The 22,713-nt window shown below is 69.2% G+C and carries 20 protein-coding genes; 7 read left to right on the top strand and 13 right to left on the bottom strand.

Features of this window, described 5'->3' with window-relative positions; all coding sequences use genetic code 11:
* The first annotated feature begins 42 nt into the window (after window positions 1–42).
* From WYO_RS05700 to WYO_RS05690, 3 genes are all read left to right on the top strand, one after another.
* Window positions 43–1,581: a PAS domain-containing protein gene (locus WYO_RS05700; RefSeq protein ID WP_007560116.1), complete on the top strand. Its 1,539-nt coding sequence runs from the start codon at window positions 43–45 to the stop codon at window positions 1,579–1,581.
* 59 nt (window positions 1,582–1,640) lie between these two features.
* Window positions 1,641–2,609, top strand: a complete 969-nt coding sequence (locus tag WYO_RS05695; protein WP_007560114.1) for a tyrosine recombinase XerC — start codon at window positions 1,641–1,643, stop codon at window positions 2,607–2,609.
* A 154-nt stretch (window positions 2,610–2,763) separates the two neighbouring features.
* A complete protein-coding gene (locus tag WYO_RS05690; RefSeq protein ID WP_007560112.1) occupies window positions 2,764–3,621 on the top strand; it encodes a response regulator in 858 nt (285 codons plus the stop codon).
* 21 nt (window positions 3,622–3,642) lie between these two features.
* Here the strand turns inward: WYO_RS05690 and lpdA are convergent, their stop codons facing one another.
* From lpdA to gloB, 11 genes are all read right to left on the bottom strand, one after another.
* A complete protein-coding gene (gene lpdA / locus WYO_RS05685; RefSeq protein WP_007560110.1) occupies window positions 3,643–5,043 on the bottom strand; it encodes a dihydrolipoyl dehydrogenase in 1,401 nt (466 codons plus the stop codon).
* A gap of 68 nt (window positions 5,044–5,111) precedes the next feature.
* The gene (locus tag WYO_RS05680) at window positions 5,112–5,861 is read right to left on the bottom strand and encodes an SDR family oxidoreductase (RefSeq protein WP_007560108.1); all 750 of its coding nucleotides are present in this window, start codon (window positions 5,859–5,861) and stop codon (window positions 5,112–5,114) included.
* Window positions 5,862–5,869: 8 nt separating this feature from the next.
* Complete coding sequence (locus tag WYO_RS05675; protein WP_244424075.1) at window positions 5,870–6,160, bottom strand: DUF2442 domain-containing protein; 291 nt, start codon at window positions 6,158–6,160, stop codon at window positions 5,870–5,872.
* A 20-nt stretch (window positions 6,161–6,180) separates the two neighbouring features.
* Entirely contained in the window at window positions 6,181–6,435 is a 255-nt protein-coding gene (locus WYO_RS29725) for a DUF4160 domain-containing protein (protein WP_081496934.1), read from the bottom strand.
* Window positions 6,436–6,481: 46 nt separating this feature from the next.
* A complete protein-coding gene (odhB, locus tag WYO_RS05670; RefSeq protein WP_007560104.1) occupies window positions 6,482–7,813 on the bottom strand; it encodes a 2-oxoglutarate dehydrogenase complex dihydrolipoyllysine-residue succinyltransferase in 1,332 nt (443 codons plus the stop codon).
* A gap of 110 nt (window positions 7,814–7,923) precedes the next feature.
* Entirely contained in the window at window positions 7,924–10,914 is a 2,991-nt protein-coding gene (locus tag WYO_RS05665) for a 2-oxoglutarate dehydrogenase E1 component (RefSeq protein ID WP_007560102.1), read from the bottom strand.
* Window positions 10,915–11,069: 155 nt separating this feature from the next.
* Complete coding sequence (gene sucD, locus WYO_RS05660; protein WP_007560100.1) at window positions 11,070–11,954, bottom strand: succinate--CoA ligase subunit alpha; 885 nt, start codon at window positions 11,952–11,954, stop codon at window positions 11,070–11,072.
* Between the two features lie 2 nt (window positions 11,955–11,956).
* Window positions 11,957–13,153, bottom strand: a complete 1,197-nt coding sequence (gene sucC / locus WYO_RS05655; protein WP_007560098.1) for an ADP-forming succinate--CoA ligase subunit beta — start codon at window positions 13,151–13,153, stop codon at window positions 11,957–11,959.
* 116 nt (window positions 13,154–13,269) lie between these two features.
* Window positions 13,270–14,232 (bottom strand): malate dehydrogenase, encoded by a 963-nt coding sequence (gene mdh / locus WYO_RS05650; RefSeq protein WP_007560096.1) that lies wholly within the window; start codon window positions 14,230–14,232, stop codon window positions 13,270–13,272.
* Between the two features lie 426 nt (window positions 14,233–14,658).
* Window positions 14,659–15,228 (bottom strand): TetR family transcriptional regulator, encoded by a 570-nt coding sequence (locus WYO_RS05645; RefSeq protein ID WP_007560094.1) that lies wholly within the window; start codon window positions 15,226–15,228, stop codon window positions 14,659–14,661.
* Between the two features lie 355 nt (window positions 15,229–15,583).
* Entirely contained in the window at window positions 15,584–16,360 is a 777-nt protein-coding gene (gene gloB / locus WYO_RS05640; protein ID WP_007560092.1) for a hydroxyacylglutathione hydrolase, read from the bottom strand.
* A 183-nt stretch (window positions 16,361–16,543) separates the two neighbouring features.
* Between gloB and WYO_RS05635 the strand changes: the two genes are divergently transcribed.
* Together WYO_RS05635 and WYO_RS05630 are read left to right on the top strand one after the other, a co-directional pair.
* On the top strand, window positions 16,544–17,278 hold the full coding sequence (locus tag WYO_RS05635; RefSeq protein WP_007560090.1) for a methyltransferase domain-containing protein: 735 nt from the start codon (window positions 16,544–16,546) through the stop codon (window positions 17,276–17,278).
* Window positions 17,279–17,330: 52 nt separating this feature from the next.
* Window positions 17,331–18,047, top strand: a complete 717-nt coding sequence (locus WYO_RS05630) for a MarC family protein (protein WP_007560087.1) — start codon at window positions 17,331–17,333, stop codon at window positions 18,045–18,047.
* 7 nt (window positions 18,048–18,054) lie between these two features.
* Here WYO_RS05630 and WYO_RS05625 read toward each other — a convergent pair whose 3' ends face one another.
* A complete protein-coding gene (locus WYO_RS05625; protein WP_007560085.1) occupies window positions 18,055–19,107 on the bottom strand; it encodes a hypothetical protein in 1,053 nt (350 codons plus the stop codon).
* 902 nt (window positions 19,108–20,009) lie between these two features.
* On the opposite strand from WYO_RS05625, the gene WYO_RS05620 reads away from it, so the two are divergent.
* Both WYO_RS05620 and WYO_RS05615 read left to right on the top strand, forming a co-directional pair.
* Window positions 20,010–20,846, top strand: coding sequence for an ArsA-related P-loop ATPase (locus WYO_RS05620; protein ID WP_007560082.1), 837 nt, complete (start codon window positions 20,010–20,012; stop codon window positions 20,844–20,846).
* Window positions 20,843–21,280 carry a hypothetical protein gene (locus WYO_RS05615; protein WP_007560080.1) on the top strand — a complete coding sequence of 146 codons (438 nt, stop codon included), beginning with the start codon at window positions 20,843–20,845 and terminating at the stop codon, window positions 21,278–21,280. The genes WYO_RS05620 and WYO_RS05615 overlap by 4 nt, the downstream gene beginning before the upstream one ends.
* 376 nt (window positions 21,281–21,656) lie before the next feature.
* On the opposite strand, the gene WYO_RS05610 is transcribed toward WYO_RS05615, so the two are convergent.
* A complete protein-coding gene (locus WYO_RS05610; RefSeq protein ID WP_007560078.1) occupies window positions 21,657–22,700 on the bottom strand; it encodes a cytochrome c peroxidase in 1,044 nt (347 codons plus the stop codon).
* Window positions 22,701–22,713 lie beyond the last annotated feature (13 nt).

Raw genomic sequence — 22,713 nt, 5'->3', positions numbered from 1 at the left:
CGTGCTTCCCGGGCCCCGCTGCCCGATCCAACGCCCCCGGCCATGTCAGACTCGATCGAGACCGCCCGCCTTCAGGTCCTCCGCAGCTACGGCATCCTCGATACGCCGCGCGAGCCGGCCTTCGACGACATCGTCGCGCTGGCGACGCAGATCTGCGCGGTGCCGGTGGGCCTCGTCAGCCTCGTCGCGGCAGACCGGCAATGGTTCAAGGCCCGGCACGGCTTCCCCTCCTGCGAGACGCCCTTGAGCCAGTCGGTCTGCGCCCACGCGCTCGGCGCCGCGGACGGGCTGTTGGTGATCCCCGACCTCACCGCCGACCCGCGCACCTGCGAGAACACCCTGGTGACCGAGCCACCGCATATCCGGTTCTATGCCGGCGCCGTGCTCCGGACCGAGGATGGCGTGTCGTTCGGGACCCTGTGCGTGATCGACACGGAGCCGCGGCCCGACGGCCTGAAGCCGGACCAGGCCTTTGCCCTCCGGGCGCTGGCGCAGCAGGTGATGGCGCAGCTCGAGCTGCGCCGGGCGGTCCGGGAGCGGGAGGCCGCCCTGGCGGCCGAGCGCCAGGCGCGCGACGCCCTGGCGATCTCCGAGGAGCGCTACCGGCTCTCGTCGCGGGCGACCACGGATTTGATCTGGGACTGGAACCCGCAGACCGGCCGGATCCACTGGGACGAGGGCCTGTCCGCGCTCTACGGCTACCGGCCGGCGGAGATCGAGCCGAGCACCGATTGGTGGTACGACCACATCCACCCGGAGGATGGCGACCGCGTCCGCCGCAGCGTCCGCGCCGCCATCGCGGACGCGTCGCTCCGCTGGAGCGAACGGTACCGCTTCCGGCGGGCGGACGGCACCTACGCCACGGTGCTCAACCGTGCCATCATCGTCCGCACCGCCGACGGCACCGCCACCCGGATGACCGGCGTGATGCTCGACGCGACCCAGCAGGCCGAGGCCGACGCGCATCGGGAGATGCTCAGCCAGGAACTCAGCCACCGGCTGAAGAACACCCTGGCGATGGTCCAGGCGATCGCTTCGCAGACCCTGCGCGACGCGCCCGACGTCGCCTCCGCCCGCGACGCCCTGCTGCAGCGCCTGCTGGCGCTGGGCAAGGCGCACGACATCCTGCTCGCCGGCAATGCCGAGCGGGCCCGCATGGAGGCGGTGATCCGGGGCGCCCTGGCGCTCCACGACAATGCCCGCCCCGGCCGGCTGCGGATCGAGGGGCCCGCTCTCGATATCGGGCCGAAGGCGGCCCTGGCCCTGGCGCTGATGATCCACGAGCTGGCGACCAACGCGGCCAAGTTCGGCGCCCTGTCGGCTGCGGCGGGGCATGTCGGCGTGACCTGGGAGATCGAGGCCTTGCCCGACGGCCCGCAGCTCCGGCTGAGCTGGGCGGAATCCGGCGGTCCCTCGGTGGTCCCGCCCTCGCGCAAGGGGTTCGGCACCCGCCTGATCGAGCGCGCCTTCGCGGGCACCGTGGCCGGGGCGGTCGCCCTGGATTACCGGGAGACCGGGCTGCACTGCATCCTCACCGCGCCGCTGGCCGGGTTCCAGGGTAAGGACGGGATCCTGAACTGAGAGGCGGCTCCCCCCTGGCCGTTAAGCCCAAGACAACGAAAAAGCGGTCGAGTGGGGCCATGAGCGCGCGCGAGACGGCCGACGACCTGATCCTGATTCCGGGCGATTCGCGCCTGCGCGAGGCGGTCCATGCCTGGGCCGATGGCTTGGCGCGGGAGCGGCGGATGTCGCCCAACACCGTCGAGGCCTACAGCCGCGATGTCCGCCAGTTCCTGCTCCACCTCGCGTCGCGCCTGGGCACGCCGACCATCCCGATGCTGGTGGCCCTGAAGGTGCGCGACATCCGGGCCTTCATGGCCGCGCGCCGGGCCGATGAGGTGTCCGGCCGCTCGCTGATGCGCATGCTCGCCGGGTTGCGCTCGTTCGGGCGGTTCCTGGAGCGCGAGGGTTACGGCAGCGTCTCGGCGCTCGGCGGCGTGCGGGCGCCCAAGGTTCCGCGGCGTCTGCCCCGGCCGCTGCCGGTCGCCGCCGCGGTGGCGCTCACCGACACGGCCATCCGGGCCGGCGAAGAGCGCGAGCCCTGGGTGCTCGCCCGGGACGCCGCGGTCCTGGCCCTGCTCTACGGCGCCGGCCTGCGCATCTCCGAGGCCCTGGGCCTGACCCGCCGGGACGCGCCGCTTCCGGGCAGCGATCAGGTCACGGTGCTGGGCAAGGGCGGCAAGCAGCGGATGGTCCCGATCCTGCCGGTGGTCGCGCAGGCGGTGGCCGATTACGTGGCCGCTTGCCCGTTACCGCTGCCGCCGGAGGGGCCGCTCTTCGTCGGTGCCCGCGGCGGCGCGCTGTCTCCGCGCATCATCCAGTACACGGTGGCCCGCGCCCGCGGCGCCCTCGGCCTGCCCGAGAGCGCGACCCCGCATGCCCTGCGCCATTCCTTCGCGACGCATCTGCTCGCCCGCCAGGGCGAGCTGCGCGCGATCCAGGAGCTGCTAGGCCACGCCTCCCTGTCGACGACGCAGCTCTACACCCAGGTCGATGCCGCCCGGCTCATGAGCGCCTATACGGCGGCGCATCCCCGCGCCGGCCGCTGAACTCGATTGGCCTATAGCAATGATAAGGGCGGCTAATACGCGATTGTTGCGCTGAATATGTCTCGAAGCGTCTAATCGAGCGCACGTTTAAGGGCTTCGTCATGATCCGCGTCCATTCTCCTGATCGGGGAATTGGATCTGTCGGGGCGGTGCCATGGAGCTTGATGAGGCCAGGTCGCCCGCCCGTGTCGTGATCGCGGATTGCGATGCCGGGCGACGCGCCGCCCTCAAGGCAATCGTCCAACGCTTCGACCCAACGGCCGTGATCGCCGAGGCGACATCGGGCCAGGCGCTGTGCGACAACCTTCTCCGGCAACGCCCGAGTCTCGCCTTCGTCGGGCTGCAGCTCGAGGACCTGAGCGGACCCGAGGCGGTCGCGGTGGCGCGCCGGGCGGGGGCCGAGCCGCCCTGCCTCGTTCTGGTCGCCACCCGCGTGCTGGCGCATTGGCAGGATATCGCCCAGAGCCTCGGCGCCTACGAGGTGCTGAAGACGCCGCTCAATCCGAGCCACATCGAGCAGCTCCTCCATGCCGATGCCCGCCGCCGGACCCCGACCCGGGCTTTGCTCGCCTGCTCGTCGGCTGCCGGGCGGACCGCGATCAGCCGGGTGGTGGCGCGCAGCGGCTTCGCGATCGAGCTCGAGGAGACCGATTGCGGCCGCCACGCCCTCAAGCAGCTGAAGCTCGGCGCCTACGACTTCGCGTTCATCGATGTGAAGCTCGGCGGCATCGACGGGATGGAACTCGCCTGCCAGCTCCAACCGCTCGGCCTGGCGACCCGGATCACCCTGCTGACCACCGCCGAGCTGGAGCCGATCGCCCAGGCCGGGCGCTATTTTGGGGTGGACGCCGTTCTGCGGATGCCGTTCTACCCCCGCGACATCGACTTGGCGCTGCACAATGCCCTGGGCCTGCGCCGGCCGTACCTTCTGAACGCGCTCACCGCCTCGCCGGCGCCGAGCGCGCTCCTGCGGATCGCCGACCTGCCGAACGCCCGGCGCAAGATCGCCTGATCCCGCGCCGGTTGCTACCGATCAGACGTGGATGGCGCGCTTGGACACGGCGAGCGCCGCCTCCTTGACCGCCTCGGTCAGGGTCGGGTGCGCGTGGCAGGTGCGGGCGATGTCCTCGGAGGAGGCACCGAACTCCATCGCCACCGCGACTTCGGCAATCAGGTTGCCGGCATCCGCCCCGACGATGTGCACGCCGAGCACCCGGTCGGTCTGGGCATCGGCCAGCACCTTCACGAAGCCGTCCGTGGTGCCGTTCGCCTTGGCGCGGCCGTTGGCCGTGAACGGGAACTTGCCGGCATTGTAGGCGATGCCGTCCTTGGTCAGCTCCTCCTCGGTCTTGCCGACGGAGGCCACCTCCGGGAAGGTGTAGACCACGTTCGGGATCACCCCGTAATTGACGTGGCCCGACTGGCCGGCAAGCATCTCGGCGATCGCGACGCCCTCGTCCTCGGCCTTGTGGGCGAGCATCGGCCCGGCGATCACGTCGCCGATCGCGTAGATGCCGGTGACGTTGGTGGCGTAGTGCGAATCCGTGAGGATCCGGCCCTTGTCGTCGCGCTGCACGCCGACCGTGTCGAGGCCGAGCCCCTCGGTGTAGGGCACCCGGCCGATCGCCACGAGGACCACATCCGCCTGCAGGATCTCCGCCTCGCCGCCCGCGGCCGGCTCCACGGTGACGTTCGCGCCCTTCTTGCCGACCTCGACGCCGGTCACCTTGGTGGACAGCTTGAACTGGATGCCCTGCTTGGTCAGGATCCGCTGGAACTGCTTGCCGACCTCGCCGTCCATGCCGGGCAGCACCCGGTCGAGATATTCCACGACGGTGACCTCGGCGCCGAGCCGGCGCCAGACCGAGCCGAGCTCCAGCCCGATCACGCCGGCACCGATCACCAGGAGCTTCTTCGGCACGCGGTCGAGTTCGAGTGCGCCCGTGGACGAGACCACCACCTTCTCGTCGATGGTGACGCCCGGCAGGCGCGTCACGTCCGACCCGGTGGCGATGACGATGCTCTTGGTCTCGAGCATCTGGTTGCCGCCATCCTCGGACACGACCTCGACCCGGCCGGCGCCCGCGATCTTGCCGGTGCCGTGGAAGGTGTCGACCTTGTTCTTCTTGAGCAGGAACTCGACGCCCTTGGTGTTGCCGGCCACACCCTCGGCCTTGAAGCTCATCATCTTCTTGAGGTCGAGCTTCACGCCGCTGACCTCGACGCCGAGATCCGCGAAGTGCTTGTTCGCCTCCTCGAAAGCCTCGGAGGCGTGGAGCAGCGCCTTCGACGGGATGCAGCCGACATTGAGGCAGGTGCCGCCGTGGGTCGCGCGCTTCTCGACCACGGCTGTCCGCAGGCCGAGCTGTGCCGCGCGGATCGCGCAGACATAGCCGCCGGGGCCGGTGCCGATGACGACGAGATCGTAGGACATGGGAGTTCGCTTCCGGTCGGTCATGCCGCCTGGGGCGGTCGGAGAGAAGGGAGATGGAAAGGGTGGGGTCAGCGGCCGCCGCCGACGTCGAGGATGGCGCCCGTGGTGTAGGACGCCTCCTCCGAGATCAGCCACGCGATCGGCGCGGCGACCTCCTCGGCGGTGCCGGCGCGGCCCATCGGGACGCCGGGCCCGAGGCGCTCGACCCGGTCGGGCTCGCCGCCACTGGCATGGATCTCGGTGGCGATGATGCCGGGCGCCACCGCGTTGACCCGGATGCCCTCCCCGGCGACCTCGCGGGCGAGCCCGATGGTCAGCGTATCGATCGCGCCCTTGGAGGCTGCGTAATCGACGAACTGGCCGGGTCCGCCGAGGCGGGCGGCCACCGAGGACAGGTTGACGATGGCGCCCCCTGCCCCGCCGCGCTTGGTCGACATGCGCCGCACCGCCTCCCGGGCGCACAGGAAGCTGCCGACGACGTTGGTGTTCATCATCCGTTGAAGCCGGGCCGCGCTCATGTCGGCCACGTCCGATTTCAGGTCGACCACGCCGGCGTTGTTGATCAGCGCGGCGAGCCGGCCGAGCCCGTCGGCGGCCTGGAACAAGGCGAGCACGTCGGCCTCGACGCCGACATCGCTGCGCACCGCCAGCGCCTTGCCGCCCTTGGCGGTGATCGCATCCACCACCGCCTGGGCCGCGGCCGAGTCGGAGACGTAGCTCAGGCAAATCGCGTAGCCGCGCTCCGCCAGGAGCAGCGACACCGCCCGCCCGATGCCGCGGCTGCCGCCGGTGACGATGGCGACGCTTGGTCCGTTCATGGGCTCACTCATGCGGCTGCGGCGTGGGTGGACGCGTATCGATCGGCCAAATCCTCGACGATCTGGGTCTCGATCCGGATACGCGTCGCGTCGGGGCAGAAATCGATCTCGTGCCCGAGGGCGCCGAGGTTCCAGCCGAAGGTCCAGCCCCCTGCACCGACAGACACCGTCCGGAAAAAGGCTTCGTCCTTCAGCGGTGCGAATATCGCGACGTCGGCAATCAGATCCGAAAGGTCGAGGATCCCGCCGACACCGTCATCGAACGTGACGCGGAGCGTCGGATACTGCAGGGGCTCCACGGAGGCGATCCGATGCGTCTTCATTCGATCATTCCCCCGCTGTGGCGGCCCGCCCGAATCTCTCGCCAAACATAGGAAATCTGTTCACGATTGGCAGCCAGCCATGCACGGATGGCCTTGAGTTTCGCACGCGGCAAAGTCCCGCTGAGGACTTCGCCCGTGACGATCGAAAGCTTCGCCTCCTGGCCAGCAAAGAACGCGTGCAGATGTGGCGGAAGATGATCGTTGAGATAGATCGTGATCCGAACACCCTCGACGATGGCGATGGTCGGCATCGATCAGCCCGTTATCGCGATCGACGCCGAGCCACACCGACGGAGCTTAGAGGTCCAGCACGAGCCTGGCCGGATCCTCCAGCGCCTCCTTGACCCGCACCAGGAAGGTCACGGCCTCCTTACCGTCGACGATCCGGTGATCGTATGACAGCGCGAGGTACATCATCGGCCGCGCCTCGATCTTGCCGGCCCGGACCACCGGGCGCTCCTCGATGCGGTGCATGCCAAGGATGCCCGATTGCGGGGCGTTGAGGATCGGGGTCGACATCAGCGAGCCGTAGATGCCGCCGTTGGTGATCGTGAAGGTGCCGCCCTGCATGTCCTCGATGGACAGCTTGCCGTCGCGGGCCTTCTTGCCGAAGCCGGCGATGGTCTTCTCGATGCCGGCGATGGACAGGTCGTCGGCGTCGCGCACCACCGGCACGACCAGGCCCTTATCGGTGCCGACCGCGATGCCGATGTGGTAGTAGTTCTTGTAGACGAGGTCCTGCCCGTCGATCTCGGCATTGACCGCCGGCACGTCCTTGAGGGCGCCGATCACCGCCTTGGTGAAGAAGCCCATGAAGCCGAGCTTCGTGCCGTGCTTCTTCTCGAAGATGTCCTTGTACTGGCTGCGCAGGGCCATCACGGCCGACATGTCGACGTCGTTGAACGTCGTCAGCATCGCGGCGGTGTCCTGCGCGTCCTTGAGGCGGCGCGCGATGGTCTGGCGCAGCTTCGTCATGCGCACGCGCTCCTCGCGCGCGGCATCGTCCGGCGCCGAGGGCGCGCGCGGCAGGGTCGGGCGAGCCTCCTTGGCGGGGGCGGCGGCCGGGGCCGGGCCCTTCGCGATCGCGCCGAGCATGTCGCCCTTGGTGACGCGGCCGTCCTTGCCGGAGCCGTTGAGGCCGGCCGGGTCGAGACCGCTTTCCCGGGCGAGCTTGGCCACCGCCGGGCCGTTATCGCCGGTCGGGCGCTGCTGGGTCGCGGGGGCGCCCTCATCGCCGTGGTTGCCGTAGCCGGCGGAGGATTCCTGGGCCGGTGCCTCGGCCTTGGCGGACGGGGCGGCCTTGGGCGCCTCGCTGCGGCTCTCGGCCTTAGTCTCGGCAGCCTCCTTCGGGGCCTCCTTCGCGGCGGCCTTCTTGCCGCCGGCCGAAGCGCCGGCCTCGACGATCGAGCCGAGCAGCGCGCCGGGCTCGACGGTCTCGCCGTCCTTGGCCAGGATCTCGCCGAGCTGGCCGGCCGCCGGGGCGTTGACCTCCAGGGTGACCTTGTCGGTCTCGAGCTCGACGATCGGCTCGTCGGCCGCGACCGTGTCGCCGGGCTTCTTGAACCAGCGGCCGATGGTGGCCTCGGTCACGGATTCGCCGAGCGTCGGGACGAGGATGTCGGTAGCCATGGTCTTTCGCACTTCCGGATCGGTTGGGCCGTGCCGGACGGCCTGGAGATTGAGGGCGGCGGCCCGAGCGGGTCGCCGCCAGGTCTCGAAAACTCAGCGGGTCCCAGAGATCAGACCGCGAGCGCCTCGTTGAGGAACGCCTGGAGCTGGGCCTGGTGCTTCGACATCTGGCCCACGGCCGTGGATGCGGAGGCCGGGCGGCCGACGTAACGGGCGCGCTTCACCGCGGAGCCGGCCTGGCCGAGCACCCATTCGAGATAGGGCTCGACGAAGGACCAGGCGCCCATGTTCTTGGGCTCCTCCTGGCACCAGATGACGTCCGCGTTGCGGAACCGGCCCATCTCGGTGGCGAGCGCCTTGAGCGGGAACGGGTAGAGCTGCTCGACGCGCATCAGGTAGATGTCGTTGAGCCCGCGCTTCTCCCGCTCCTCCAGCAGGTCGTAATAGACCTTGCCGGAGCACAGCACGACGCGGCGGATCTTGTCGTCGCGCACCAGCTTGTTGGGTGCGCCCTCCTCCTCGGCATCGTCCCACAGGACGCGGTGGAAGGTGGACCCCTCGGCTAGGGCGTCGAGCGTCGAGACCGCCCGCTTGTGGCGCAGCAGCGATTTCGGCGTCATCAGCACCAGCGGCTTGCGGAAGTCCCGCTTCAGCTGCCGGCGCAGGATGTGGAAGTAGTTCGCCGGGGTGGTGACGTTGGCCACCTGCATGTTGTCCTCGGCGCAGGCCTGGAGGTAGCGCTCCAGGCGGGCGGAGGAATGCTCGGGACCCTGGCCCTCGTAGCCGTGCGGCAGCAGCAGCACGAGGCCGGACATGCGCAGCCACTTGCGCTCGCCGCTCGCGATGAACTGGTCGATCACCACCTGGGCGCCGTTGGCGAAGTCGCCGAACTGAGCCTCCCAGAGGACGAGGGCGTTCGGCTCGGCCAGGGAGTAGCCGTACTCGAAGCCGAGCACCGCCTCCTCGGAAAGCATCGAGTTGACGATCTCGATCGACGCCTGGCCCTCGCGGATGGCGTTGAGCGGCGTGAAGCGCTGCTCGTTCTCCTGGTCGATCACCACCGCGTGGCGCTGCGAGAAGGTGCCGCGCTCGACATCCTGGCCGGAGAGCCGGACCCGGTTGCCGTCGAGCAGGGTCGCCCCGAAGGCCAGGGCCTCGGCGGTCGCCCAGTCGATCCCGGCGCCGGTCTCGACCGCCTTGGCGCGGTTGTCCATGAACCGCTGGATCGTGCGGTGCAGGTGGAAGCCCGGGGGCGCCTGAGTGATCTTGCGGCCGATCTCCTGCAGGGTCTCGGCCGGCACCGCGGTGCGGCCGCGGCGCGGATCGTCGACATCCTCGTGCACCGCCTTGAAGCCGGCCCAGCGGCCGTCCAGCCAGTCGGCCTTGTTGGCCTTGTAGTTGGTGGCGACGTCGAGCTCGCTGTCGAGCATCTGGCGGAACTCGGCCTTGCGGGCATCCAGCGCCTGCTGGTCGAGGGTGCCGTTCTCGACGAGCTTGCGCCCGTAGGTCTCCAGAACCGACGGATGCTTGCGGATCCGCTGGTACATCTTCGGCTGGGTGAAGGCCGGCTCGTCGCCCTCGTTGTGGCCGAAGCGGCGGTAGCACAGCATGTCGATCACGACCGGCTTGCCGAACTTCTGCCGGTACTCGACCGCCACCTTGGCCGCGAAGGTCACGGCCTCGGGATCGTCGCCGTTGCAGTGGAAGATCGGCGCCTCGACCATCTTCGCCACGTCCGACGGATAGGGCGAGGAGCGCGAGAAGCGCGGATCGGTAGTGAAGCCGATCTGGTTGTTGATGATGAAGTGCACCGAGCCGCCGGTGCGGTGGCCCTTCAGGCCCGACAGGCCGAAGCACTCCGCGACCACGCCCTGGCCTGCGAAGGCGGCGTCGCCGTGGATCAGCAGCGGCAGCACGGCGGCGCGCTGGATATGCGGCTTGGCCCATTGGTCCTGCTTGGCCCGGACCTTACCGAGCACCACCGGATCGACAATCTCGAGGTGGGACGGGTTGGCGGTGAGTGACAGGTGGACGTTGTTGCCGTCGAAGGCGCGGTCCGAGGAGGCACCCAGGTGGTACTTCACGTCGCCCGAGCCCTCGACCTCGGCCGGCGAGGCGGAGCCGCCCTTGAACTCGTGGAAGACCGCCCGGAAGGGCTTCGCCATCACGTTGGTGAGCACGTTGAGCCGGCCGCGATGGGCCATGCCGAGCACGATCTCGCGCACGCCGAGCGCGCCGCCGCGCTTGATGATCTGCTCCAGCGCCGGGATCATCGCCTCGCTGCCGTCGAGGCCGAAGCGCTTGGTGCCGGTATACTTGAGATCCAGGAACTTCTCGAAGCCCTCGGCCTCGATCAGCTTGTTCAGGATGGCCCTGCGGCCCTCAGGAGTAAAAGAAATCTCCTTGTCCTTGCCCTCGATGCGCTCCTGGATCCACGCCTTCTCGGCGGGATCGGAGATGTGCATGAACTCGACGCCCAGCGTCTGGCAGTAGGTCCGCTCCAGGATGTCGACGATTTCGCGGATCGTCGCGAATTGAAGGCCGAGCACGTTGTCGAGGAAGATCGGGCGGTCCCAATCGGATTCCTCGGTGAAGCCGTAATGCTGCGGGTGCAGCTCCTCGTGGTCGCCGCGCGGGGCCAGCCCCAGCGGGTCGAGCTTGGCGTGCAGGTGGCCGCGCATGCGGTAGGAGCGGATCAGCATGATCGCCCGGACCGAATCCTTCGTCGCCTGCTCCACCGACACGCCGGTGGTGGCGGCGACGCTGTCGACCGGCTTGCCGGGCTTGGCCTCCTTGGCGTCCCGGGCGACGATCCTGTCGCCGACCGCCTTCTCGAGGGCGCCCCAATTGCCATCGAGCGCCGAGACCAGCTCGCCGTTCAGCGGCACCGGCCAGTTGGGCTTCTCCCAGGACGCGCCCGCGGCGTTCTTCTCGACCAGGGTCTCGTCTTCGCCGAGTCCCTTGAAGAAGGTCTGCCATTCCGGATCGACCGAGGCCGGGTTGCGGGCGTAGGCCGCCTGCAATTCCTCGATGTAGGCGGCGTTGGCGCCGTAGAGGAACGAGGTTTCGAGAAGCGCTTCGTTCACGTCCTGGCGTGCCATGGTCCGTTCATCCTGTCGCGCGGGCAGGCTGGCTGCCCTTACGGCGACCCGCTCGCGGGGCGGATCGCCCTGAAAGTGATCCGGGGCGGCTCACAGCCCCGTCCCGTCGATATGGGGGTCGCGGCCCTGCGCGGGCCGCGACGCAGGCGCGCGCCTCAGCCCTTGAGGACGTCGACGAGCGTCGAGCCGAGCCGGGCCGGCGACGGCGACACGCGGATGCCCGCGGCCTCCATGGCGGCGATCTTGTCCTCGGCGCCGCCCTTGCCGCCCGAGATGATCGCGCCGGCATGGCCCATGCGGCGACCCGGAGGCGCCGTGCGGCCCGCGATGAAGCCGACCATCGGCTTCTTGCGCCCGCGCTTGGCCTCGTCCTTCAGGAACTGGGCGGCCTCCTCCTCGGCCGAGCCGCCGATCTCGCCGATCATCACGATCGACTCGGTTTTCGGATCGGCCAGGAACAGTTCCAGCACGTCGATGAACTCGGTGCCCTTCACCGGGTCGCCGCCGATACCCACGGCCGTGGTCTGGCCCAGGCCGGCATTGGTGGTCTGGAACACCGCCTCGTAGGTCAGGGTGCCCGAGCGCGACACGATCCCGACCGAGCCCTGGCGGAAGATGTTGGCCGGCATGATGCCGATCTTCGACTGGCCGGCGGTGACGATGCCGGGGCAGTTCGGGCCGACGAGGCGCGACTTCGAGCCGGTGAGCGCCCGCTTCACCTTGACCATGTCGAGCACCGGAATGCCCTCGGTGATGCACACGATCAGCGGGATCTCGGCGGCGATCGCCTCGCAGATCGCGTCGGCGGCGCCGGGCGGCGGCACGTAGACCACCGAGGCGTCGGCGCCGGTGGCCTCGCGGGCCTCCGCCACCGTGTCGAAGACCGGCAGGCCGAGATGGGTCGAGCCGCCTTTGCCGGGGCTCGTGCCGCCGACCATCTTGGTCCCGTACGCGAGGGCCTGCTCGGAGTGGAAGGTCCCGTTCTTGCCGGTAAAGCCCTGGCAGATGACCTTGGTGTTCGCGTCGATCATCACCGACATGATCAGGCTCCCTTCACGGCGGCGACGATCTTCTGGGCGGCGTCGTCGAGGTCGTCCGCCGGGATCACGTTGAGGCCGGAGCCCCGGATGATGTCCTTGCCCTCTTCGACGTTGGTGCCTTCGAGGCGCACCACCAGCGGCACCTGCAGGCCCACCGCCTTGACGGCGGCGATGACGCCGCGGGCGATGACGTCGCACTTCATGATCCCGCCGAAGATGTTGACGAGGATCCCCTTCACCTGCGGGTCGGCGGTGATGATCTTGAACGCCGCCGTGACCTTCTCCTCGGAGGCGCCGCCGCCGACATCGAGGAAGTTGGCCGGGCTCTCGCCGTAGAGCTTGATGATGTCGAGCGTCGCCATGGCGAGGCCGGCGCCGTTGACCATGCAGCCGATCGTGCCGTCGAGCGCGATGTAGGCGAGGTCGTACTTGGACGCCTCGATCTCCTTGGCGTCCTCCTCGGTCTCGTCCCGCAGCGCGACGATGTCGGCGTGCTTGTAGAGCGCGTTCGAGTCGAACGAGATCTTGGCGTCGAGGCACTTGAGATGGCCGTCGGCGGTGAGCACCAGCGGGTTGATCTCGAGCATGCTCATGTCCTTGGACACGAACGCGGTGTAGAGCTTCTCGGTCAGCGACGCCGCTTCCTTGGCCTGGGCGCCGGTGAGCCCGAGGGCCTTGGCGACCGCCCGGCCGTGATGGGGCATCACGCCCGTGGCGGGATCGACCGGGATCGTGTGGATCTTCTCGGGCGTGTCGTGGGCGACCGCCTCGATATCCATGCCGCCCTCGGTGGAGACCACGAAGGCGACGCCGCCGGTGGCGCGGTCGACCAGCATCGAGAGGTAGAATTCCTCGGCGATCTGGGCGCCTTCCTCGATGTAGAGGCGGTTGACCTGCTTGCCGGCCGGGCCGGTCTGGATCGTCACCAGGGTCTGGCCGAGCATCTCGCTGGCGTACTGCTTCACCTCGTCGATGGACTTGGTGACCCGCACGCCGCCCTTCGCGCCCTGGGGGGCGTCCTTGAAGGTGCCCTTGCCGCGGCCGCCCGCATGGATCTGGCTCTTCACGACCCAGACCGGGCCGCCGAGTTCCTTGGCGGCGGCCTCGGCCTCCGACGGGTCGAAGATCGCCACGCCGCGGGAGATCGGCAGGCCGAACTCCTTCAACACGGCCTTGGCCTGGTATTCATGGATGTTCATCGGGGCCTCTTGATGAGGAGCGAGAAGCAAGGAGCGGAGAGCGACGCGACGAGCCGCCTGTGGGGACCGTGACCGGCCCCCGGGTCGGCTGCAACCGCGCCGCTCCGGGCCATATCTTAGGCGAGGTTGCTGTCGACGCCCTTGCAGGCTTCGATCAGGCCGGTCACCGAGGCGACGGACTTGTCGAACATCGCCTTCTCGGCCGGGTCGAACGTGACTTCGAGGACGCGCTCCACGCCGCCGGCGCCGATGACGATCGGCACGCCGATGAACATGCCCTTCACGCCGTACTGGCCGTCCAGATAGGCGGCGCAGGGCAAGACCCGCTTCTTGTCGCGCAGGTAGCTCTCGGCCATCGCGATGGCGGAGGCGGCGGGCGCGTAGAAGGCCGAGCCGGTCTTGAGCAGGTTGACGATCTCGCCGCCGCCCTTGCGGGTGCGCTCGACCATGGCGTCGAGCTTCTCCTGGGTGGTCCAGCCGAGCTTAACCAGATCGGTCAGCGGCACGCCGGCCACCGTCGAGTAGCGCACCAGCGGGACCATGTCGTCGCCGTGGCCGCCGAGCACGAAGGCGGTGACGTCCTCGACCGAAACCTTGAACTCGTCGGCCAGGAAGTGGCGGAAGCGGGCCGAGTCGAGCACGCCGGCCATGCCGACGATCTTGTTGGTGGGCAGGCCCGAGAACTTCTGCAGGGCCCAGACCATCGCGTCGAGCGGGTTGGTGATGCAGATCACGAAGGCGTCCGGGGCGTAGCTCTTGATGCCCTCGCCCACCGCCTGCATGACCTTGAGGTTGATGCCGATCAGGTCGTCGCGGCTCATGCCGGGCTTGCGGGGCACGCCGGCGGTGACGATCACGACGTCGGCGCCCTTGATGGCGGAATAGTCGCTGGCGCCCGAATAGGTCGCGTCGAAGCCCTCGACCGGGGCGGCCTCGGCGATGTCGAGCGCCTTGCCCTGGGGCACGCCGTCGACGATGTCGAACAGCACCACGTCGCCGAGATCCTTCAGGCCAGCCAGGAGGGCCAGGGTGCCGCCGATCTGGCCGGCACCGATGAGCGCGATCTTGTTGCGAGCCATGTCGGATCAACCTCCGCTGCGTGTCGTCTTCGGTGGGATCGGCGAGGCGTCGGGACCGTCCGGTGGCCGGGTCCGACGCGGGATTCGCCGCTCTGGAATCTGCGCGGCTGTGTGACCGAAAAGCCTCGGCGCTTCAACCCGATGGCCGGTTGCAGCCGGGGTGGTTCGGCTCGCGCCGGCGCTCGCGCGGGGCAGGACACGGCGATGAAACATCAATGGCGGGAGGGTTTTAGGTGCGCCACACTCTGGCTCGGCCGACCCGGAAAGCCGGGATGACACATCCGAAAGCTTGTCATTTCGCCGATTTCGGCCCGGTTCCACCCTGTGGATCGCGCCCTGATCGCAGGCGCTGAAACGCGAAAGGCCCGGACGCGATGTCCGGGCCTTGAGATGCATCAGCAGGCGCCGAGCCGCGCGCTTGCGGCGTCAGAGAATCCCGGAGCGGAGGACCCGCTGGATCGCGTGGATCACCGCGCCGAACCGGGCCTCGATCAGGTCGCGCGGGACTTCCGCATCGTGCTGGATCGCGAGCGGATGGGTGAAGCGATAGCTCGCATCGAAGATGTAGGCGATCGCCCGCTCCCGGTCCCGGGCGGAGAAGATCCCCGAGGTGATGCCCTCTTCGACCACGCGCTCCACCAGGCTGCGCAGGCGCACCCGGTGCCGTCGGGCGATGGGCCGGGCCGAGACCGTGGCGTCGAGATGGACGGCGAACAGGTTGGGCTCGTCGAACAAGGCGTCGCGCTGAACCGTCGCGAGAGCGGTGAGCAGCCGCTCGATCTTGTCGTCGGCCGGGTCGGGCGCGTCGGCGATGCCGGCGAGCCGCGCCTCGACCTCGCGCAGCCAGCGTCCGGCCACCGCGTCGAGGAGCGCGTCCTTCGACGGGAAATAGCGGTAGACGTTGGCATGCGTCATCCCGGCTTCCGCCGCGACGGCGACCACCGTCACGCGCTTGGGTCCGAGTCGGGACAGGTGCTCGGTGGCGATACCGAGCAACCGTACATCGGCTGCGACCGGCGCGCGGGGACGCGACGGGGCCGCCCCTTCGCCGGTGTCGCGAAGCGCGTCACTGGCATTCGTGTCTGTAGCAGGAATCTTGGACTTTGCGCTGAGCGCCTCTTCCTTAGCCCCGTCGGATTCTGGCTTAAGGAACGGAAGCGGAAGGCGGGAGGTGGACAGGTGGTAGGGCGAGACGGACCCCCATCATACCGGCGGAAGCGTCCCGGCGCTTCGCGTTGACGTTACGGCTTCCCCCCGGGAGCCCGTTGACCGAGCGGATTGGACCGCTTGCACAGGGTATGTGTCAGTTCGGCTTGAGAACGCAACAAAATTTTCTTGGTTATCACCGGTCCTAGAAGCGGTCCTTCCACGCACGCAGCGCAACAAACACCGCTTCCGGATCTGTGCCGGGCGCAAGATCCACTGACTTAGCCAGAGTCGGTAGGCTCGCACGCAGGAACGGATTGGTCGCGCGCTCATCGCCCATTGTCGAGGGAATCAGAAAACGACCTTCGGCCTTGGCCCGCTCGGCCTCGGCCTTGCGCGCCAACAGGTCGCGGTTGTCCGGTTCCGCCGCCAGGGCGAAGCGGGCATTGGACAGGACGTAATCGTGGCCGCTGAACACCCGCGTGGCGTCGGGCAGGTGTTCGAACCGCCGCAGGGAGCGCCACAGGGTCTCGGGCGGGCTCTCCATCACCCGGCCGCAGCCGAGGGTAAACAGCGTGTCCCCCGAACAGACCAGGCCGGCCTCCTCGAACCAGTAGGTGACGTGATCGGCGCAGTGGCCGGGGGTCTCCCAGACCTGGGCCGTGAGCCCGCCGACCTGCACGGTGTCGCCCTCGCCGACCGTCACATCCACGTCCGGGACCGCGTTGCCGGCTTTGGCCGGCGCCACCACCCGGGCCCCGGTGGCGCGCTTCACCGCCGGGATGCCCTCGACGTGATCGCCGTGCCGATGGGTCACCAGGATGTCGGTCAGGCGCCAGCCGGTCTCGTCCAGCGCCTTCAGGACCGGCCCGGCCTCCGGCACGTCGATCGCCGCGCAGGCGCCGCTGACGGGATCGCGAATCAAGACCCCGATATTGTCGCTGCGGCACAGGAAGGTTCGGATCTCGGTCTCGGCAGCCATCGGAGTCCCTCGTCAGGAGGCGCGAAGATTCGCAAGGCGCGGCGACGCGCGAAATCTGCTGCCGTGAACCGGCGGCGATCAAGCCCGGTTCCACCGCCGGAACATCCCGAGATGCTTGCCGCGGGCGGCGCGGCCCACCATTGAGTTAGGATCGTCGTCCCGGCCTCATTCTCCCGTTCCTCCATGCGTCTCGACGTCAACGGCCTGCGGGCCTTCTACGCCAGCCCCCTGGGGGCCGAGACGCACCGCGTCGTCGCCCGCGCCCTCCACGGGTTCCTGGGTTCGGTCTCGGGTCTACGCGTCCTCGGGATCGGCTACGCAACGCCGTATCTCGGGCCGATCCACTGCATCGCCGAGCGGACCCTCGCCTTCATGCCGGCGACGCAAGGGGTGGTGAACTGGCCGGGCTCCGGCCGCTCCTGCACGGCGCTGGCCGACCCGACCATGATGCCGCTGCCCGAGGCCGCCATCGACCGGGTCGTGCTGGTCCACGCGCTGGAATCGGTCGAGAGCCCGACGGAGCTGCTGCAGGAGGTCTGGCGCACGCTGACGCCGGGTGGCCGGATGATCCTGGTCGTGCCGAACCGGCGCGGGGTCTGGGCCCGGCGCGAGGCGACGCCCTTCGGCCACGGCCAGCCCTACAGCCGGTCGCAGCTCGGTCGGCTGATGCGCGACACGCTGTTCTCCCCCGAGGGCTGGGCCGAGACCCTGTACATGCCGCCGGTGCGCTCGCGGCTGATGCTGCGCACGGGGCCGGCCTGGGAGCGGCTCGGCTCCGGGCTGGCGCTGCCCTTTGCCGGCCTGCACGTGGTCGACGCGACCAAGCAGCTCTACCGCCCGGTGGCGGTCCAGCAGGTCCGCCGCGCCCGCCGCCTGTCGCCGGCCCGGGTGCTGGTGCCGGCGCCCTCCCCGGGCTGACGCGCTCTAGAGGCTGGCCGTTACGGGCCGCTTGGTCTAGGCGGCGGCCCTCATGAGCATCGATTTCACAATCCAGCAGTTCCTGCTTGCCCTCTCGGGCCTGATCGCGATCGTGAACCCGATCGGCGGGGCCTTCATCTTCGCCCAGGTGACCAGCGCCTACAGCCATGCCGAGCGGGTGCTGCTGTCGCGCAAGATCGGGGTCTACGCCGCCCTGGTGATGCTCGGCGCACTCTGGGCCGGAACGCCGATCCTCAACTTCTTCGGCGTGACCCTGGCGGCCCTGCGGATCGCCGGCGGGCTGGTGGTGATGTCCTCGGCCTGGAACCAGCTCAATCGGCCCGAGGCGCGCGAGGCGCGCAAGCAGGCGGAGGCGTCGGGCTCGAAGGATCGTGGCGCGACGACGCTGATCGAGACCGGCGGGGATCCGGCGCCGGCCCCGCTCGCCGAGATCGCGTTCTTCCCCCTGACCCTGCCGTTCACCACCGGGCCCGGCACCATCGCGGTGGCGATCACCCTGGGGTCGAACCGGCCGGCCGCCTACGCGGACCGGTTCGGCTTCTATATCGGCGTCACCCTGGCGGCCCTGGTCGTGGCCCTCGCGGTGGCGCTGATCTACGCCTCGGCCGACCGGGTCGTGGCGCTGATCGGCCCGGCCCGGGCCCGGGTGACCGGGCGCCTGTTCGCCTTCCTGCTGCTCTGCGTCGGGACTCAGATCCTGATCACCGGGCTGACCGACGTGTTCGCGCCGCTGGTCGCGGCGCGCTGAGCGCCCGTCAGATCACCGGCAACGCCTCGAGGCCGCCGAACAGGGCCGCGTGGCCGGCGTAGTAGAGGAAGAGGAACAGCGCCAGGGCGGCCCCGTACCAGGCCGGGGCCAGCACCACGTGGCGGGCGCGGACCGCCATGCGGACATCGTCGGCGGCGATGCCGATCAGCACGACGATGATCCCGGAATGGCCGATCGCGTCGACCTTGCCGAACTCGAACACCGCCGAGATGAAGATCGCGGCCAGGATGATCGCCGCGCAACGCCGGACCAGCGGGGTCCAGATCAGCGCGAAGGCCAGGGTGAACTCGATGACGCCGGCGGCCTGCATGAACAGCTCGGGGGTCGCGCCCAGCGTCATCTGCGGCTTGGCGGCGAGCAGCGGATCGGTCCATTGCGGGTAGGCCCACTTCTCGATCGACGCCCACATCAGCGTGATCGCGGCGGTCCAGCGGACGATGTCGAGCGGACGGAGGCCGAAGGGCGCCAGATCGAGGCCGCGGCAGATCAGGTAGACGGCCACGCCGAGGAAGATCGGGTAGTCGGCGAGGTGGAAGACGCCGTACTGCGCCGTGGCGAAGCTGAACAGGAACACGATCCCCAGGCCCGTGAGCGGCATGGTGCGGCGCCAGATCAGGCAGCCGGCGAGCGCCAGCTGGAACCACGGGATCCAGGCGACATCAGTCTTCAGCTCGGGGGTCAGGATGATGCCGCCGAGTTCCCAGAGCGAGACGAAGAAGAAGCCCAGGGTGGCCCGCACCAGCAGCTCGGTGTCGGTGCGGATCCGGGCGGTCACGCGATCGAGGGCGTTGAGCAGCGCGCCGCCGAGCGGCGTTCCCTCGGCCAGGCACCCGAACATCAGGCAGACCAGGGCGAGCACGGTCAGCCCCTCGAAATTGGCGCAGAGCACCTGTTCGAGGCCCTGCGGCTGCCCGGCGACATCGTAGGCACAAAACCACTTCACATGGGCCTGCGCCTCGCTCGTGGCCGCGAGGCTCGCCGCTCCCGCGGTGGCGAGGGCGTATCCGGTGGAGGTGCGCTTATTCTTGAATGCTGACATCGGAGCCTCGCCGGTGCCTGCCGACACCGTGGTTACCGGGCTATTTAGATAGCTTCATCAGCTCTTCGCCAATAGTTTGTTAACGAATATGAGTGGAAGGTTAACGCTGTGAATTGCACGTGCAACCTAGGCGATGGCCGGTTGCATCGCGGCGGGTACCCGGATCCGGGCCCGGACAGCCGCCCGCCGATCCCCGCTCCGCTCAGCAGCATCCCAGGCGTGATGCCTTTGGACGTTGGCGCTGTCGCGGCGGCGTCCTTCCCCGTTTCGGATCGGCTACTGCCGCACTGCGGTGTGAATTGGGACGATTTCTGTTTGTCTTCGGCGTAGATATGGCGATTGATTTTGGTTCATAACGGTCGTGTACTTATAGAGATGAAGCCGATTCCGAAGCATTGGTTTGAAAAATCGCGAAAATTTTGCTGGAATGATTCTTCGGTTTTGGGATCATAACAGCGGATAAGCTGTCAACATCGGAACTTATAGGCTTGCCTTGCGCCGAGAGCTGGGCGAACTCTCTGTCCTGCGCGACGCCGCCCGGACGACGATCGGGCGCGGCCCCGCCGCGGCACCGGGCCGGCAATGGAGTGCAAGGCGTGAAGTGGGCGAATATTCCCGGTCCCGACCTGCTCGGCTCGATGCCCCGGTTGGGCCTCAGGCGGTTGCGGCACGCGGCCTCCGCTTCGGCGCCCGACCGGGGACCGGCTGCTTGAGAGCGTCCTTCCTCCTCACGCGCACGGGCGGCGCCGGCCCGCGGTCGGCGCCGATATCCGGCCCAGCCGCCACCGGGCCGGGTCCGGATCGACGACACGAACCCTGACACCCCCGCAGGACCGTCTCCGCGCGCCGCAGCCACGCCCGCGCGGACGCAGCCCTGCGCCATTCACCGCAAGGAGACTTCCATGACCGACGCCACGCAGCTCAAGGTTCCGGCCTGGTACACCCCGTCCGAGCTCCAGGACATCCAGCAGGATCTCCTCGGGTCGGGCAATTCGAAGGTCCTGATCCTGTGCCTCGGCGGCAAGGGCGGCGTCGGCAAGACGACCATCGCCCTGCAGATCGCCGATCTCTGCGCCGAGGTCGGCCCCGTCCTGGCGGTCGACACCGATCCGGCCAACCGGCACTTCCACACGGCGCTGATGCGCGAGACCGAGCCGGGCAGCCAGAACTTCGTGCCGCGCCGCCCGGGCGTCTCCTGCTTCCGGCAGCGCCTGCGCGCGGAGGATTCCACCGGCCGCGTCGACCCGACCCTGGTGCAGGACCTGATCGAGCGCGTATCCGACGCCGCCGAGCGCTTCGTCGTGGTCGATTTCCCGGCGGGCGACACCGAGACGACCCGGCGCAGCACCGAGATCATCGTCGAGAGCTGCCGCGAGGATAAGATCCGCCTCTGCGTGGTCGTGGCCGCCGGCGCCGTCGATCCCACCGCCCTGGACGTGCTGCGGGAGCTCCGGCCGCTGCTGCTCGAATGCGACCGGGCGATCCTGGCCAAGAACACCGCCCAGGCGACCAACTTCGATTATCTGGAAGCCTCCGACGTGTTCCGTCAGCTGAAGGCGCAGCCGAACTTCCGCACCATCGAGATCGAGCGGATCGGCGAGCGCCTGATCGAGGCCCTGCGGATCCAGCACATGACCTGGCTGGAACTGGCGACCACCGCGCCGATGCGCCTGCGCGTCGAGGGACGGCGTCTGCGGCGCAACTTCCACACGGCCTGGCGCGAGGCCTTCCGTCCGTGAACAACCTCGAGCGGTTCTACCGGACGGTTCACGGCCGGGAACTCCTGCCCTGGGAGCGGCAGCTCGCCGTGCGCGTCGCGGCCGCTCTCAACACCACCACGGACGACGATTTCGTCGTCCACCTTCTGCTGCTGTACAACGCCACCCACGTCATCAGCGAGATGCACAACGAGCTGGTTGCCGCGAGAGACGCCCTCTCTCAAGGCAACCGGGAGCTCGTCCACGACCTGTCCATCGAAGTTCGGCGCAACACCCGGACGATCTACGTGCTGCTCGGCGTGGTGGTGGCGAGCGTCCTCGGCAGCGTCTGGATCCTTCTCAGCCTGGCGAACCTGTCCCACCAATACACGGTCGGCGAGGCCCGGTTCGCCGCCGCGCTCGAAGCCTGCGAGCGGCGCGTGACCGGAGCGCCCCAGCAAGGGCTCGCCCGCTGACGAGCGCGGTTGGGATAGAGCGGGGCCCTTCGCACAACGCCCGTTCGGCTGCCCGTCCGCCGATGCGGCGGGCGTTGTGTGAGCGGCTCGGGAACCGCATTGGAGCGACTTTCCCATCCGCGCTTTCATCCTGAGGTGCCCTGCGATTGAAGATCGCCGGACCTCGAAGGAGCCTCCCGGGGATCGCGTGGCCAGCCGGAGGGCTCGCTTCGCTCCCACATCGGCATGAGGGTGTGATCGGGATACCCGTCCGGCTTGGGCGGGCCACCCGGCCTTGCGCGCAGCCAAGCAGCCCAATGGTGCGTGGCATTCGCGGATTGGGGTGTCTCGGGGTCATCCCTGCGCGCAATGCCCGTCCCGGTCGACCGTGCCGCCGTTACGGCGCCGGGACCGCGGCGGTGAACGAGGCCGTCGTCAGGTCGCGGCTCCGCTCCGTCGCGAGGGTTCCCAGGAACGCCAGCAGGTCGGCCCGCTCCGTTGCGCTGAGATGGAGCGGCTTGATCGCCCGGGACCGGCTCGGGCGGTCGATGCCGCCGCGGTTGTAGAGATCGATCACCGCCTCCAGGGTCGGGGCCGAGCCGTCGTGCATGTAGGGCGCCCGGCGGCCGATCTCCCGGAGCGTCGGGGTCTTGAAGGCGTAGCGCAGGGCGACCGATGTCGGCTTGAACCGGCCGCGGCCGATGTCGGTCCCGGTGCCGACGCCGATATCGTGGAACGAATTGTCGGTGAACGACCAGCCGGAATGGCAGCTCGCGCAGTCGGCCCGGCCGTTGAACAGGTCGAACCCGCGCTTGGCCGCCGCGCCGATGGCCGCCTCATCGCCGGCGATCCAGCGGTCGAACGGGGTCGTCCCGGCGACGATCAGGCGCTCGAAGGTCGCCAGCGCCGCTTCCAGCCGTTCACGGGTGATCGCCGGATCGTCGAAGGCGCTGGCGAAGGCGGAGGCGTAGCGCGCATCGGCGCTGAGCCGGGCGAGCGCGTCGGCCATCGGCAGGTTCATGTTGGACGGCGAGGTCATCGGCATCGCGGCGACGGATTCGAGGGTCGGGAACTTCCCGTCCCAGCCCATCGGGCCGTCCTGCCAGGCGACGTTGATCAGCGTCGGCGTGCGCAGGTCCATATCGCCCTGCATGCGCGTCGCCGCGCGGGCGCGCCCGTCACCCCAGCCGAGGTCCGGCAGGTGGCAGGTGGCGCAGGTCCGGGTGCCGTCGCCGGACAGGATCGGGTCGAAGAACAGCCGTCGGCCCAGCTCGGCCTTGGCGGCCGAGTAGGGATTCTCGCTGGGGAACGGGATCTCGGCGGGCGGACGATAGGCCTCGCGCCAGCCGGCCCGGCGCGGATCGGCATCGCTGCCGAGCCCCGCCGCCACGCCGACCAATCCGAGGAGCACCGCGATCCCGGCGCCGACCTTCCAAGCCATCACCGACCTCACC

The organism is Methylobacterium sp. GXF4, assembly GCF_000272495.1.
Classification (GTDB): Bacteria; Pseudomonadota; Alphaproteobacteria; order Rhizobiales; family Beijerinckiaceae; genus Methylobacterium; species Methylobacterium brachiatum.
This window is presented reverse-complemented; position numbering and strand designations above follow the sequence as displayed.